This is a genomic window from Novosphingobium rosa NBRC 15208, assembly GCF_001598555.1.
Taxonomy (GTDB): Bacteria; Pseudomonadota; Alphaproteobacteria; order Sphingomonadales; family Sphingomonadaceae; genus Novosphingobium; species Novosphingobium rosa.
In genome coordinates, this window is the sequence record NZ_BCZE01000121.1 from 1 (window position 1) to 14,197 (window position 14,197).

General features: G+C 66.1%; 12 protein-coding genes. 6 read left to right on the forward strand and 6 right to left on the reverse strand.

The window, feature by feature from the left end:
- Positions 1 to 41: 41 nt before the first annotated feature.
- From recQ to SR3_RS28695, 4 genes are all read left to right on the forward strand, one after another.
- Positions 42 to 1,826 (forward strand): DNA helicase RecQ, encoded by a 1,785-nt coding sequence (recQ, locus tag SR3_RS28680; RefSeq protein WP_157099190.1) that lies wholly within the window; start codon positions 42 to 44, stop codon positions 1,824 to 1,826.
- 396 nt (positions 1,827 to 2,222) lie between these two features.
- The gene (locus SR3_RS28685; protein ID WP_068094303.1) at positions 2,223 to 3,407 is read left to right on the forward strand and encodes an acyltransferase family protein; all 1,185 of its coding nucleotides are present in this window, start codon (positions 2,223 to 2,225) and stop codon (positions 3,405 to 3,407) included.
- A gap of 70 nt (positions 3,408 to 3,477) precedes the next feature.
- Positions 3,478 to 4,101, forward strand: coding sequence for a 6-phosphogluconolactonase (locus SR3_RS28690; RefSeq protein WP_068094334.1), 624 nt, complete (start codon positions 3,478 to 3,480; stop codon positions 4,099 to 4,101).
- Positions 4,089 to 4,583, forward strand: coding sequence for an NUDIX domain-containing protein (locus SR3_RS28695; protein ID WP_068094305.1), 495 nt, complete (start codon positions 4,089 to 4,091; stop codon positions 4,581 to 4,583). Before SR3_RS28690 ends, SR3_RS28695 begins: the two co-directional genes overlap by 13 nt.
- 249 nt (positions 4,584 to 4,832) lie before the next feature.
- On the opposite strand, the gene dinB is transcribed toward SR3_RS28695, so the two are convergent.
- On the reverse strand, positions 4,833 to 5,975 hold the full coding sequence (gene dinB, locus SR3_RS28700) for a DNA polymerase IV (RefSeq protein WP_407668222.1): 1,143 nt from the start codon (positions 5,973 to 5,975) through the stop codon (positions 4,833 to 4,835).
- Between the two features lie 129 nt (positions 5,976 to 6,104).
- Positions 6,105 to 6,461 carry a UrcA family protein gene (locus tag SR3_RS28705; protein ID WP_068094309.1) on the reverse strand — a complete coding sequence of 119 codons (357 nt, stop codon included), beginning with the start codon at positions 6,459 to 6,461 and terminating at the stop codon, positions 6,105 to 6,107.
- A 243-nt stretch (positions 6,462 to 6,704) separates the two neighbouring features.
- Between SR3_RS28705 and SR3_RS28710 the strand changes: the two genes are divergently transcribed.
- Complete coding sequence (locus SR3_RS28710) at positions 6,705 to 8,015, forward strand: multidrug effflux MFS transporter (protein WP_245654147.1); 1,311 nt, start codon at positions 6,705 to 6,707, stop codon at positions 8,013 to 8,015.
- A gap of 263 nt (positions 8,016 to 8,278) precedes the next feature.
- Here the strand turns inward: SR3_RS28710 and SR3_RS28715 are convergent, their stop codons facing one another.
- The 4 genes from SR3_RS28715 to crtY are packed head-to-tail and all read right to left on the reverse strand — an operon-like array spanning position 8,279 to position 12,586.
- The gene (locus tag SR3_RS28715) at positions 8,279 to 9,247 is read right to left on the reverse strand and encodes a phytoene/squalene synthase family protein (RefSeq protein WP_068094342.1); all 969 of its coding nucleotides are present in this window, start codon (positions 9,245 to 9,247) and stop codon (positions 8,279 to 8,281) included.
- Between the two features lie 14 nt (positions 9,248 to 9,261).
- Entirely contained in the window at positions 9,262 to 9,843 is a 582-nt protein-coding gene (locus SR3_RS28720) for an LOG family protein (RefSeq protein WP_068094321.1), read from the reverse strand.
- Positions 9,840 to 11,321, reverse strand: coding sequence for a phytoene desaturase (locus SR3_RS28725; RefSeq protein WP_068094326.1), 1,482 nt, complete (start codon positions 11,319 to 11,321; stop codon positions 9,840 to 9,842). Before SR3_RS28725 ends, SR3_RS28720 begins: the two co-directional genes overlap by 4 nt.
- Complete coding sequence (crtY, locus tag SR3_RS28730) at positions 11,318 to 12,586, reverse strand: lycopene beta-cyclase CrtY (RefSeq protein ID WP_084456032.1); 1,269 nt, start codon at positions 12,584 to 12,586, stop codon at positions 11,318 to 11,320. The genes SR3_RS28725 and crtY overlap by 4 nt, the downstream gene beginning before the upstream one ends.
- A 180-nt stretch (positions 12,587 to 12,766) precedes the next feature.
- Between crtY and SR3_RS28735 the strand changes: the two genes are divergently transcribed.
- Positions 12,767 to 14,185: a DUF4261 domain-containing protein gene (locus SR3_RS28735; RefSeq protein ID WP_068094333.1), complete on the forward strand. Its 1,419-nt coding sequence runs from the start codon at positions 12,767 to 12,769 to the stop codon at positions 14,183 to 14,185.
- Positions 14,186 to 14,197: the final 12 nt, after the last annotated feature.

Consider the following 14,197-nt stretch of genomic DNA (forward strand, 5'->3'; position numbering starts at 1 on the left):
GCATCTTCTTTTTCCTTCCTGATTCTGCCATACTCAAATCCGTGATCACCTCAGAAACCCTCCTCGACCCCATCGAAGCGCTGCATAAAACCTTCGGCTTCACCGGCTTCAGAGGCGTGCAACAGCAGGTGGTCGAGCGCATTCTGGGCGGCCACTCCACGCTGGCCATCATGCCCACGGGCGCGGGCAAATCGCTGACCTATCAGTTGCCTGCCACCATGCTGCCCGGCACCTGCGTGGTGGTCAGCCCGCTGATCGCGCTGATGCATGACCAACTCCGCTCTGCCCGTGCCAATGGCATCCGCGCCGCCAGCCTGACCAGCGCGGATATGGATCGCGGCCAGACGATGGCGCAACTGCTCGATGGCGCGCTAGATTTGCTGTACGTCGCGCCGGAGCGCGCCAGCCAGAGCCATTTCCGCGATCTGCTGGAGCAGGCGCATATCAGCCTTTTCGCCATCGACGAGGCGCATTGCGTCAGCCAGTGGGGCCATGATTTCCGCCCGGATTACCGCCTGCTGCGCCCGATGATGGACGCCTTTCCCGGCGTACCGAGGCTAGCGCTGACCGCCACGGCGGATGAACACACCCGCCACGATATCCTCGACCAGCTTGGCATCCCCGGCGATGGCATGATCGTCGCGGGGTTCGACCGGCCCAACATCCGCTACACCATCGCCGCGCGCGACAATCCGCTGGCGCAGATCAAGCGGCTGATCGCCGACACGCCGGGCTCGGGCATCGTTTACGCGCAGACCCGTGCCGGGGTGGAGCGCATGGCCGAAGCACTGGAGGCCACCGGGCGCGCCGTGCTGCCCTATCACGCCGGCCTGCCGCCCGAGACGCGCGCCGCCAATCAGGCCGCTTTCGTGGCCAGCGAGGACATGGTGATGGTGGCCACCATCGCTTTCGGCATGGGGATCGACAAGCCGGATGTGCGCTTTGTGGCGCATGCGGGCCTGCCCAAGTCGATCGAGGCCTACTATCAGGAAACGGGCCGCGCGGGCCGCGATGGTGACCCCGCCCACGCCCTGATGCTGTGGGGCGCGGAGGATTTCGCCAAGGCCCGCCAGCGGCTTTCCGAAGTCGAGGAGGAACGCCGCCCGGGGGAACTGGCCCGGCTGAACTCCATGGCCGCGCTGGTGGAGACCGCCGCGTGCCGCCGCGCCCTGCTGCGCCGGCATTTCGGCGAGGAGCCGCCCGCCAGCTGCGGCAATTGCGACAATTGCCTGCAGGCGCCCGATGTGATCGACGCCACCGATTTGGCGCGCAAGCTGCTCTCGGCGATCTACCGCACCGGGCAGAGCTTCGGTCTGGGCCATATCGCCAATGTGCTGACCGGGGTGGAGGACGAGAAGGTCCGCGCCCGCCGGCATGACGAGCTGACCGTCTTCAACATCGTCGATGCCGAGGAGGCGCAACTGCTGCGCCCGCTGGCCCGCGCCCTGCAGGCACGCGGCAGCCTCGACACCACCGAGCATGGCGGGCTCCGTCTGGCCGGAGACGCCCGCGACATCCTGCGCGGCGAGGCCGCCGTGCTGATCACCCGCCCGCCACCGCGGGAAAAGGGCAAGCGCCGCGATCGCTCCGGCAACAGCGCCAATCCGGTGGGCGATCCGCTGTTCGAGGCGCTGCGCGGCTTGCGTCGCGATCTGGCCAAGGAGGGCAATGTGCCCCCCTATGTCATCTTCCATGACGCCACGCTGCGCGAAATCGCTCTGGCCCGCCCCCAATCGCTGGACGAACTGGGGCAGGTGAATGGCGTGGGCGCGCGCAAGCTGGAAGCCTATGGCGAAGCCTTCCTGCGCGTGGTGCGGAACCATTAGAGCGTTTTCAAGCCGGGGCATCACCCCGCGACTTGCGAAAACGGGGTAAAGCCACTCCAGCGGCTGACGGCAATCTGATCCCATTCCGTTCAAAAAATCCGCCGGGCAATCCACGCCCGGAGGGCCGGATCATCACGACTCCGCAAGACGGGGCGACAGCGAAAGCCGTGCAAGGCGTCCGCAGCGCGAACACCCCCTGTCTCGCATTGGTACAACTACGTGTAAATTCTCGTTAATAATTTGTAAATCAAGGGTTTTATTCAGGCCCTCGGTGCGGATTCACCGATTGAACCGCCATCGGTAATGCTACATATTACCGTAACTTAAAATTAACATTTCTCTTCAGGGCCTTTCTTCAAAGCGAACAGCCACCCTCCAGAATGGGATGCCTTTGCCATGCCAGAGACGGACGCCGCCTCCGATCAAGTTCCGCGTAAACCTGAGCTGATCCTTTCGGTTCAGGCCTTGCGCGGTCTTGCTGTGCTGTGCGTCGCCTTTCTTCACACGCATGTCATTCTGGCCCAGCCCGACTATGGTGGCCTGAAGATCTTCGAAACGCTGGCGCTGAAAGGCTGGACCGGCGTTGGCCTGTTCTTCGTCATCAGCGGCTTCATCATCGTCCACGCCCATGCGAAGGACATCGGCCAGCCGCACCGGATCGCGGCCTATCTCTGGCGGCGCTTCACCCGCATCTATCCGCTCTACTGGATCCTCAGCAGCGGCTTTATCGCGGCGGCGCTGGTCGGTCTGGGCCATGCCGATTTCAAGCTGGAGCCGCTGCATCTGCTCAGCGCCTATTCGCTGCTGAGCCTGACCGATATGCCCTCCATCCCGCTCAAGGTGGCATGGTCGCTGCTGTTCGAGGTGAAGTTCTACCTGTTCTTCATGCTCTTCCTGATCTCGCGCCGCGCGGGGCTGATCGCCGTGGCCCTGTGGGCCGCCGCCATCGTAACGCGCAACCTGTTCACCCCCCTGCCGGACTGGGGCTATATCGCGCCCGACTGGGGCATGCTGCACAGCTGGAACCTCTATTTCCTGCTGGGCATGGCCAGCTGGTGGGCCTCGCGCCGCTTCAGCGCGCAATATGGCATCGCCTTCCTTACGGCAGGCGCGATGCTCTGCGCGGGCCTGCTGTCCTTCAGCGCCCATGAAATGAGCGCCGACACCCGCAACCCGCCCCTGATGGCCGCGCTGGCCCTCAGCTTCAGCCTGATCGTCACCGGCGTGGTGCTGTGCGAGAAGCGCTTCGCTTTCCGCCCCCCGGCGCTGGTCCTGAAGCTGGGCGATGCCTCCTATTCGATCTACCTCGTCCATTCGGCGGCGATTTCCTTTCTGGCGCAGGCCAATGCCAAGCTGACCGCCAGGCTGCATCTGACCGGACTGCCGCCCCATCTGCTTTTCGCCGCGATCTTCCTTGCAGCGATCACCGCCGGTCTGGTGTGCCATGCCGTGCTTGAGCAGCCGCTGACCGCCATGATCCGCAAAATCGGCCGCATGTGGCAGGCCAAAAAGCCCCTCGCGCCGCTGCCCATCCCGATCGCCGCCGTGCTGGACGGCAACAGCGCCCGTCAGCCGATTTAATCCCTTTCCCTGCACAGCATAGCTTTGCACACCGTTCCCCATGCCCGCCGCGGGTGCTATCCCGGTGGGCATGGCTACCATCACCCTCACCCCCGCCGCCGATCCCGTCGCCATCGCCCAGTGGCTGGCAGACCGGATTTCCGCCGCCCTTGACGCCACTGATGGCCCCATCGCCATCACCGTGCCGGGCGGCCGCACCCCCTTCCCGGTGCTCAGCGCGCTGGTGAAGCATGACCTGCCCTTCGCGCGGATCAGCGTCTGGCCCAATGACGACCGCATGGTGCCCGAGGATCACCCCGCCTCCAACCTCGCCAAGATCCGCGCCGTGCTGGAACCCGCCGGCGCGCAGATCGTCGGGCTGGAGGAAGGGCAGACCCCGCCCCGCTTCGCGCTGGCCCTGCTCGGCATGGGCGAGGACGGCCATATCGCCAGCCTCTTCCCCAACACCGATCCACAGGCCTCCGCCCCCGCCCGCGTGATCCGCATCACCCCCGATCCCCTGCCCCCCGAGGCCCCCTTCGACCGCCTCTCGCTCACCATCCCCGCGCTGGTGAACACCGACGCGCTGGCCTTTCTCATCACCGGCGATTCCATCAAGCGCCAGCTGTTCGAAGCCGGCGCGAAGGGCGAGAACGACCTGCCCGTCGCCCGCCTCCTTGCCGCCACCGACCAGACGGTGGAATGCTTCTGCTGATTGCCGAGCGGCTGCTGGGCCTCGCCCCGGCGCCGCTCCATCGCCTTGCGCTGCGCCTGGCCCATCAGGTCAGGCGCCGCTGGTGGCGGATCAGAAAGCCGCGCATTCAGGGCTGCCGCGTTTTGGGCATGGACGCGCAAGGGCGCGTGCTGCTGGTACGCCACTCCTACGGTTCGGCCAACTGGATGCCGCCGGGCGGGGGCGTCAAACAAGGCGAAGACCCGCTGATCGCCGCCGCGCGCGAGTTCGAGGAAGAAATCGGCGTGGTGCTGGAAGCGCCGCGTCTGATCGCGGCGACGCATGACGCATTCCACGGGGCGGACAATGTGTCCTACATCGTGGCCGGGCTTTGCTCGGGCGTGCCCGCGCCGGATGGGCGGGAGATCGTTGCCGCCGCGTTTTTCACGCCGGGGGATTGGCCTGCAGCGATGTCGCAAGGGCTGAAGAAGCAAATTGAAGGCTGGTTGGAAGAAGAAAAGTAAAATGCGAGGGCCATCGCCCTCGCGCTCCCTTTAATGTCCACGTCACGCCCTGACGAAGCCTCAGCCACGCATTCAAAGCGCCGCAGGCTTTAAAATCGTGGGCACAACCTATCATGATCGACTGCCTGCGGCGCTTTTGAGTCGAGCAGGTGGAGAGGCTGGGGGCACCGCTTCTGCGCCACTGCCTTTTCGTCGGAAGACGTTATGGGAGCGCGAGGGGGTAACCCCCTCGCTTTTCGCTTCCTTCCTTCAAAACAGATCCAGCTGCCCCCCTTCATCCGCGACAACAGGCGCTGAAGCCGCCTGCTTCCCCTCCAGCGCGGAAAGAATAACCCCCATCAGCCGCACCGGTTGCGGCAGCGGCAACACCTTGTCCAGCAGTTCCCCCGCCAGAAGCGCCAGTTCCTCGCGCCCCTCAACGGCGCGGTTCAGAGAACGCGCATGCGTGCGCAGCGTGAAATCCGAAAGCCGCAGCTTCAACGTCACCGTCCGCCCCTTCGCGCCGACCTTTTCGATATCGTTCCACACGAGATCAACGATATGCGCCAGCGCCTCGCGCAGGCTGCTGCCGGTGGAGATATCGCGCTCGAAGGTCCGCTCGGCGCCGATGGACTTGCGCGGGCGGTTGGGGCGCACGCGGCGCAGGTCGATGCCCCGCGCGGCGCGGTAGAGATAATCCGCCTGAGCGCCGAAGTGCTGGCGCAGAAAGGGCAGATCCTTCTCGCGCAGATCGGCGCCATTCACGATGCCCAGCGCGGCCATCTTCTCCGCGCCACGCGGGCCCACGCCGTGGAAGCGGCGCACCGGCAGGCTGGCGACGAATTGCGCGCCCTCGCCGGGGCGGATCACGCAGAGGCCGTCGGGCTTGTTCTGGTCGCTGGCCAGCTTGGCGATGAATTTGTTGTAGCTCACCCCGGCGCTGGCGGTCAGGTTGGTTTCGGCCTTGATGCGGGCGCGGATCAGCTGGGCGATGCGCGTGGCGCTGCCGATGCCTTTCAGATCCTGGGTCACGTCCAGATAGGCTTCGTCGAGCGACAAAGGCTCGATCAGCGGGGTGAATTCGGCGAAGATCGCGCGGATCTGGCGCGAGACGGTGCGATAGACCTCGAAACGCGGCGGCTTGAAGATCAGCTGCGGGCACAGGCGCACCGCCTTCACGCTGGGCATGGCCGAGCGCACGCCGAACACCCGCGCCTCATAGCTGGCCGCCGCCACCACGCCCCGCGCGCGGCTGCCGCCGACGGCCACGGGCTGGCCTTTCAGGGAGGGATCGTCGCGCTGTTCGACGCTGGCGAAGAAGGCGTCCATATCGACATGGATGATCTTGCGCAGGCCCTCGGCCTCCTCGCTGTCATCATCCTCGTCTGGCAAATGCGACTCCATGCCGCACATGGTAGCGCCCCGGAGCGGGACGCGCACCGGGGCTCTACAAATCTGTCACCGGAAGATCGTGGGTCTTGAAGATCGAGGCAGGGGGCCGGGGCGGGAGGAGCCTCCGGTCGCCCCCTGCGGAAGGGCGGCTCAGTTGCCCAGCCCGTCGATGGCGGCGCGGCCCTGGGCGATGGCGTCGTGGCGGCAGCTCTGGAAGGCGGAGGAGCGATCGGCTTCGACCGAGGCGGTGCGCAGCGGTTCGCAGACGCGGGTGGCGGCGTGGGCCAGACGGTGGTCCATATCCTTGCGGCCCTGCTCGCTGTTCAGATCGAGGCCGGCATAGGAGACGCGCAGGCTGGGCACACCGTTTTCATCGACTTCGACATGCTCGACAGGCGCTTCGACGGCGCTGGCATGGGCGACCATGGGGGCCATGCCGATGGCGAAGGTGGCGACAACGCCAAAGCCGGCGGCGAGGGTGGTGGCGAAACGGTTGAAATTGTTCATGATACTTCCCCTTGCTTGGTTCATCGCCGGACCATTCCAGCGGATGCAAAGCCTAGAGCATGGGGCGTGCCAATTTTGAAAAACGCCCGATTTCCGCCATTTTTGCAGTGCAACAGAAGATGAGCCCAAACTGACAAGGTAATTCACACCAAATTCATGCTGTGAATTTCACCAACTCATAGGAAAATTTTCACACGCCCTAAAAGGCTGGCACAGACCGCCCCAAACCGCCATGAGGCAATTATGAACGCCCCCGAGTCCCTCACGGCCTCCTGCGACACGACTGGCAGCAGGGCCGCCTCCGAACAGCCCGACCCCGAGCAACCTGTTGCCCGCACCATGGGCTCGCGCGAATTTGTCGCGCTGATGGCCTTTATTCAGGCGCTTCAGGCGCTGTCGGTCGATTCCATGCTGCCCGCGCTGGGCCATATCGCCAGCGACCTGCATGTGACGGATGCCAACCACCGCCAGTTGGTGATCGGCGTCTTCATGCTGTTCAGCGGCCTCGGCTGCCTCGTCCCCGGCACGCTGGCCGACCGCTTCGGTCGCCGTCCGGTGCTGCTCACCTGCATGGCGCTCTATGTGCTGCTCACCACCGCCTGCGCGCTGGCGGTCAGCTTTCAGATGCTGCTGGTCTCGCGCGCGCTGCTGGGGCTGGCCTGCGCGGGCTTCAACGTGCTGCCCGCCGCCATCATCCGCGACAGCTTCGAGGGCGACCGCATGGCCCGCACCCAGTCGCTGGTCTCCATGGTCTTCATGATCGTGCCGATGATGGCCCCCAGCGTGGGGCAGGCGGTGCTGCTGGCGGCAAGCTGGCGCTGGATCTTCGGCGTGATGGGGCTGATGGGGCTGATCGTGTCCTTCTGGGCCGCGCTGCGCCTGCCCGAAACGCTGCATCCGCAATACCGCCAGAGCATCCAGATCACCCGCCTGACCCGCACCATGGGCGAGGTCATCACCAACCGCGCCGCCATCGGCTATGTGATCGCCAATGCGCTGGTGACCGGCGCGCTGCTGGGCTACATCAACTCCGCCCAGCAGCTGGTGGCCGAACATTTCGGCGCCGGCGCTCGCTTCCCGCTGATCTTCGCCGGGATGGCGATGACCATGGCCTGCACCGCCTTCATCAACTCGCGCATCGTCATGCGGCTGGGCGCGCGGCGCGTGTCGCACGGGGCACTGCTGGTCTATATCTGCACCAGCCTCCTCCAGTGGAAGTTGGCGGGCCCGGGCGAGACGATCTGGGAATTCCTGCCGCTGATGACGCTCAACATGTGCCTCACCGGCTTCCTGGGCGCCAATTTCTCCTCGATCGCGCTGCAGCCCTTCGCGCGCACGGCAGGCGCGGCGGCCTCGATTCAGGTGTTCATCCGGATCGTGGGCGGATCGGTGCTGGGGATCATCATCGGCAACGCCTTCGATGGCACAGCGCGGCCTCTGGCCTTCGCTCTGGCAAGTGCCGGGGTGCTGACTCTGGGTCTGCTGCTGTTCAGCGAGAAAGGCCAGCTGTTCAAGCGCCGCAATCCGCCGGGGTTGCCGCGACAGGTGGCTTAAGGGTTTAGAGGAAAGAAAGTCTTGAGGGCGTTACGCCCTCAAACTCCCGTGACGTTTCCCGACGAAGCGGCAGTGGCGCCCGATCCTTGCGCCTGACCTCTCCTCCCCGCAGGGAAGAATTGCCTCCGGCGGCGGGACGTTTGCGCTGCGATCAGGCTTGGCGCTTTATCTGTGTCGGAGGACGTTCAGGGGGGGGGCAGGGGGCCAACCGATTTCTCTTGAGAAATCGGCACCAAAAACGCCGCCCCCTGCTTAATTCCCTTTTAAACCCTTGCAACAGCCCCAGCCAACACACCCCGCCCATAAGGCACAGGCGCCACATCGGCGGGATGAGGCATAATTCCCAGCCACCGCGCCTTCGCCGCCTGAGCCCCCGCGCGCAGCAGCAGCCCCAGCTTCTCCGGCCTGCTGGTCGTCACGCGCGCATCCCACGCCCGCGCCCGCTTCGTGGCGACCTTGCGCGCAATCGCGCCATAAATCCCGGCGGCGGCCAGCACCGACCACTGGCTGCGCAGCGGCAACCGTGCCGCGCCGACGCGCGCGCTGGCCTCATAGCGCGCGGCCATGGCGCAGAGGCGGGCGACCATGGCGACCAGCGCATCACGGTTTTCGGGGGCCATCAGGGCTTCCGGCGCAATACCCGCCTCTTCCAGCCATTGCGCGGGCAGGTAAATGCGCCCGGCAGCATGGTCCTCGGCGATGTCGCGGGCGATGTTGCCCAGCTGAAACGCGATTCCCAGATCGCTGGCGCGGTTGAGCGTATCGGCATCCTCGCGATCGACCCCCATCACCAGCGCCATCAGCACGCCCACCGCGCCCGCGACGTGGTAGCAATAGGCCAGCATGTCGCGCTCGGTGCGGGGGTGCCAGCCGTTGGTGTCGAGGGCGAATCCGGCGATCACATCGCCGGTATGCACCGCGCCGATGCCGCATTCGGCGGCCACCACGCCGAGGCAATCGAAAGCCTCGCGCCCGGCGCCGCGTCCGCCCAGAGCGAGCGCTGTCAGGCGGCGGATTTCACGCAGGCGACCATCGGCGCCGGTCTGGTCGCCCAGCGCGCCGCCATGGTCCTGCGCATCGGCAAGGTCATCGCAGGCGCGGCACCAGGCATAGAGCATCCAGACTCTCTCGCGCACCTCGCGCCCCATCAGCTGGCTGGCGGTGGCGAAGCTTTTGGAGCCTCGCCGGATGCTGCCATAGGCAGCTTCCACCAGCGCTGAACGGGGGGGCAAGGTGCGCGCGCAGGTCAAAGCGTGTCGGGGTCCATCTGCACGATCGGCTTGATCGGCTCATGCGCTTCCATACGGTCGAGCAGGAGGTCGAGTTCCCGCTCGGCCACGATGATGCCCTGATGGGCAGGTCGGATAAAGCCCACCTCGATCATGTGGCGGTTGAAGGCCAGCAGCTGGTCATAGAAACCGAAAGCGTTGAGCACGCCCACCGGCTTGGTGTGATAGCCCAGCTGGGACCAGCTGACGGCTTCCCACAGCTCGTCCATCGTGCCCACGCCGCCGGGCAGCGTGATGAAACCGTCCGACAGGCGGGTGAAGGCGGCCTTGCGCTGGTGCATGTCCTCCACCACGATCAGCTCGGAGCAATCGTGGTTGGTGACTTCGGTGCGCTCCAGCGCCTTGGGGATCACGCCGATGACATGGCCGCCATTGTCCAGCGCGCCCTTGGCCACCGCGCCCATCAGGCCCAGCTTGCCGCCGCCATAGACCAGGCCGATGCCGCGCTGCGCCAGCGTGGCGCCGACCTGATAGGCCAGTTCGACATAACGCGGGTCCGACGGGGTGGCCGAACCGCAATAAACAGCAATCTTCTTCAAAGTCTCAAATCCTCGATCATCAGGCCGGCGGTCGCTTTCGCGCTGCCGACAACACCCGGAATGCCCGCGCCGGGATGGGTTCCCGCCCCCACCAGATAGAGGTTGGGGATGACATCGTCACGATTGTGCCCACGGAACCAGGCGCTTTGCGTCAGGATCGGCTCAAGGCTGAAGGCGCTGCCCATATAGGCGGACAGATCGCTTTCGAAATCGGGCGGGGCATAGTGGAACTTGACCGTGATGCGGTCGTGAATGTCGGGAATGAAGCGCAGGCCGATCTCGTCGAGGATGCGCTTTTCCAGCACCGGACCGATGGTGTCCCAGTCGATCGGCAGCTTGCCGAGATGGGCGACGGGCACCAGCGCATAAAAGCTGCTGTGCCCTTCCGGCGCCAGCGAGGGATCGCTGATGGTGGGGTGGTGGAGGTAGATCGAAAAATCGCGCGGCAGCACGCCATGATCGAAGATATCCTCCAGCAGGCCCTTGTAGCGCGGGCCGAAGAGGATCGAGTGATGCGGGATGCCGGGCCATTTGCCCTCCATGCCGAAATGCACCACGAACAGGCTGGGCGACCAGCGCTTCTGCGCCAGCTTCTTGGCGTATTGCTCGCCGCGCGGCACATCGACCAGCAGATCGCGGTAAGTGTGCATCAGATCGGCATTGCTGGCCACGGCATCGAAGCGCTCGCGCCAGCCATTTTGCGTTTCCACCTCGCTGGCGCGGTTGCCGATGGTGTGGATGCGCGTCACCTTCTCGCCCAGCCGCAGGGTGCCGCCCAGCCGCTCGAACAGAGCGACCATGCCAGCCACCAGCCTGTTGGTGCCGCCCTTGGCCCACCACACGCCGCCATCCTTTTCCAGCTTGTGGATCAGCGCATAGATCGAGCTGGTGGTCATGGGGTTGCCGCCCACCAGCAGCGTGTGGAAGGACAAAGCCTCACGCAGCTTCTCGCTCTGCACATAGGAGCTGACGACATCGTAGACGCTGCGCCAGGCCTGATGCTTGATCAGCGCGGGCGCGGCCTTCACCATGCTGGCGAAATCGAGGAAGGGCACATGGCCCAGCTTCACATAGCCTTCCTGATAGACATCCGCCGCATAGCCGAGGAAATCCTCATAGCCCGCCAGATCGGCGGGGGCGACGCGGGCGATCTCGCCACGCAGGGCGCCCTCGTCGTTGGAATAGTCGAAATGGACACCATCGGGCCATTGCAGGCGGTAAAAGGGCATCACCGGCATCAGCTCGACATCGAAACCCATGCGATTGCCCGAAAGCGTCCACAATTCCTCAAGGCTGGCCGGATCGGTGATGACGGTGGGCCCGGCATCGAAGGTGTAGCCGTCCTTGTGCCAGACATAGGCGCGTCCGCCCGGCTTGTCGCGCGCCTCCACGATGGTGGTGGCGATCCCGGCGGATTGCAGGCGGATGGCCAGAGCCAGACCGCCAAAGCCGGCGCCGATGACACAGGCGCGTTTCATGATGGCAAGACTCCCGAAGCGCGTGGACCGGCAGAAGGCGACATTGTTGTGGACCCGATCGATGGTTGCGGCGAATCATGCCCGACATTGCCAGGATGATCCAGCCCCGCCGGCGGATTGCCCCCGCCCATCAACGTGGCGATGGCCGCGCCGAGGGGAACCGGCGGGCGGCCCGTGACCAGCCACAGCTTGTCCCAGGCCGTCAGCCGCCCGGCATAGAAGCGGGCGATCAGCCCTTCGTTAAGGCGGTAGAAGCGTTCGAAGACGCGATGCCAGCGCTCTGGCTGCCCGGCGCCGAACATCATTTTCGCCAGCAGGCGGAAGAAAGCGCTTTCCCGCCAATGGCTTCGCGCGCGGCTTTCGCACAGCGCGTCCAGCGCGGACAGAGTGGGTGCGCGGGCGATGGCCAGCGCCGTCTCCACCGCCGTGGGCAGCGAATAGGAGGTCAGCGGATGGAACAGCGCGGCCCGCACGCCGATCCTCCCCACGCCGGGGATGCGGGTGGCAGCCAGATAGGTCTCGATCTTACCGCCTGCCACAACCGGCAACACGCCCTGCTCCTCATGCACGAGTTCCGCCCCGCTCAGGCCCAGCCCGGCCACGTAATCCTTGATGCGCTCCGCCAGTAAATCCCGGTCCAGCCCGGAGTGGGCCGAATAATAGGTGTCCTCAACGAAAAGCTTGTCCGGCGCGAAGGGCAGCACATAGATAAAGCGATAGCCGTCCCGCTGTTCCACGGTGGCGTCCATAATGACCGGTTTTTCAAACCCATGCGGCCCGGTGCGCCACATCTGACCGACAAATTTCTGCCAGCCGCCCTTCAGCCCGGGAAAGCCCGCAGCCCCCCGCGCATCCAGCACCGCGCCCGCTTCCAGGCGGCGCCCATCGGCCAGCGTGACATGGGTTGCGCTCACCTCCACCGCCGCGCAACCGCGCAGGATCGCGCCTTCCGGCAGGCGCTCTTCCAGCACCGCATCCAGCCTTTCTCCGGTCAGGCTGTTGTAGCCCATGGGCAGATGACGCGCGGCCCCGGGGAAGCGCGTGGCATGCCCGCCCCAGTGCTTCACCACCAGCGGATCGACCAGCCAGCGGTCCGCCGCCGCCACATCGCTGTCGAAAAAGGACCAGACATGGTTGCCGCCGCAGCGCTCCCCGGCCTCCACCAGAGTCACGCGCCATTCCGGGCGCAGCGCGGTCACGGCCAGCGCGGCCAGCCCACCGGCCAGCCCGCCGCCCAGAATAACCAGATCTCTTTGCGCTCCCATGCCCTCTTTGTATGAGTTTCCATGGAGCGCGGCAACGGGCGCAGCAGACGGAATTTCCTGCAGTATTCCGCCCCGCCCCCGCGCCCTATCGGGCAATGCCCTCCGCTCCTTGGCAGCAAATCCTTAAAGTCTGAGGCGGTAAAACCACCCCTGCGTCGTTGTGCGTAGATTGGGACAGCCATGCCAACCATCCTCTTTCATCACGCCGGAGTCCTGCCCGCGGGCCGCCTGCGCACGATGCTGTCCGACGCCCTGCCGCTCTACCGCTGGATCTGCGGCGAGGAGGACGATGGCGCCTCCCGCCTGACCATCCCCCTGCGCGGCCATCACCTGATTTGCGGACGCGGCGACAGCGCGCCCCTCTTCGTCGAACTGCGCTGCATCGAGAGCCCCATGGCGGGCGACAATGTGCCGCCCCACACCGTCCATGTCACCCTTTCGCCGCCCACCACCGACAACCGCGCCGAGGGCGACCTCGTCATCGCGCTGATCGCCCAGGCGCTGATGCTTCAGGAGGCGGGCGGCGTCTGGTGCCGCCTCTCCTCCGATGGCGGCTGGCTGGCCGGCGTCAGCATGGAGGAGATCGCCCGCCGCATCGCCGCCGGAGACACGCTGGAACGCGCCGGGTCCGAGCCTCACCGCCCCAGCCCCGTCGCCCCGCGCACCATCGCCCCCGCCTTCCACAATGAGCGCCCCTCGCCCGATCGCCTGCCCACGCTGGCCGTGCTGATCGCCCCCGACGACTTTGGCTGCCCGCCGCCATCGCTCGACTGGGCAGAGCTGGAGGATGATCTCCACGGCCACGCCCCCGCCGGCAACTGGCGCATCGACCCGCGCGACAGCCACAGCGCCCTGCTGACCGGCCGCCCGGGCCGCATCGGCATCGCCATGCGCCGCCTGCCCCTGCCCGCCGAGTGGATGCAACTCGCGCTGGGCCGCAACCCCCGCCTCGCCGAGGACACCGAGACCGTCGCCGCGCTGCGCGCCCACAACGCCTGCCTCACGCTCTCCTGCGACCTCGACACCAGCGCCGCCGGACCCGATGACACGCGCCAGATCGCCATCGCCATGGCGCTGGCCCTGCTGCTGCTGGCCCGTGACATGCACGCCGCCGGGCGTCTGGCCGGGCTGGCCAACCCGGCCCATGCCATGCTTTTCGCGCCCGAGCAGTTGCCCGCCTTCGCCGAAACGCTTCAGGCCGGAGAGTTGCCCGCGCCCCTGTTCATCGCCACCGCCTTCCATGCCACCATGCCCGGCTCGGTCTCGCTGTCCACCACCGGGCTGATGCCCTTCGCCGGCTTCGAGGTGGAGGCCTGGAACGCCCCCGGCGACGCCGACACCATCGGCGAGCGACTGGCCTCGGTCTTGCGCCACCTGCTGAAGCAAGACCCCGCACTACGCCATGGCGATACGCTGAGCGGCGGCACGATCCGGGCGCTGCAGGGCACCAGTCGCGCCGAGCGGCCCTACGCTGGCGACAAGCCCCTGCCCGCGCTGTGGCTGGAGTTCGGGGAGGCGCGGCCTTATCCTTCGCGGCCTGTGGCCAGTGTTGCTGCGCCTTTACGGCGGCCTGGGGGTTTTGGCAGGAAGGGGTTGTAAGAAAAGGAAGAT

Coding starts and splice junctions, on each gene's coding strand:
- SR3_RS28685 (WP_068094303.1), top strand. CDS start 2,223: ATGCCAGAGACGGACGCCGCCTCCGATCAAGTTCCGCGTAAACCTGAG.
- SR3_RS28690 (WP_068094334.1), top strand. CDS start 3,478: ATGGCTACCATCACCCTCACCCCCGCCGCCGATCCCGTCGCCATCGCC.
- SR3_RS28695 (WP_068094305.1), top strand. CDS start 4,089: ATGCTTCTGCTGATTGCCGAGCGGCTGCTGGGCCTCGCCCCGGCGCCG.
- dinB (WP_407668222.1), bottom strand. CDS start 5,975: ATGTGCGGCATGGAGTCGCATTTGCCAGACGAGGATGATGACAGCGAG.
- SR3_RS28705 (WP_068094309.1), bottom strand. CDS start 6,461: ATGAACAATTTCAACCGTTTCGCCACCACCCTCGCCGCCGGCTTTGGC.
- SR3_RS28710 (WP_245654147.1), top strand. CDS start 6,705: ATGAACGCCCCCGAGTCCCTCACGGCCTCCTGCGACACGACTGGCAGC.
- SR3_RS28725 (WP_068094326.1), bottom strand. CDS start 11,321: ATGAAACGCGCCTGTGTCATCGGCGCCGGCTTTGGCGGTCTGGCTCTG.
- crtY (WP_084456032.1), bottom strand. CDS start 12,586: ATGGGAGCGCAAAGAGATCTGGTTATTCTGGGCGGCGGGCTGGCCGGT.
- SR3_RS28735 (WP_068094333.1), top strand. CDS start 12,767: ATGCCAACCATCCTCTTTCATCACGCCGGAGTCCTGCCCGCGGGCCGC.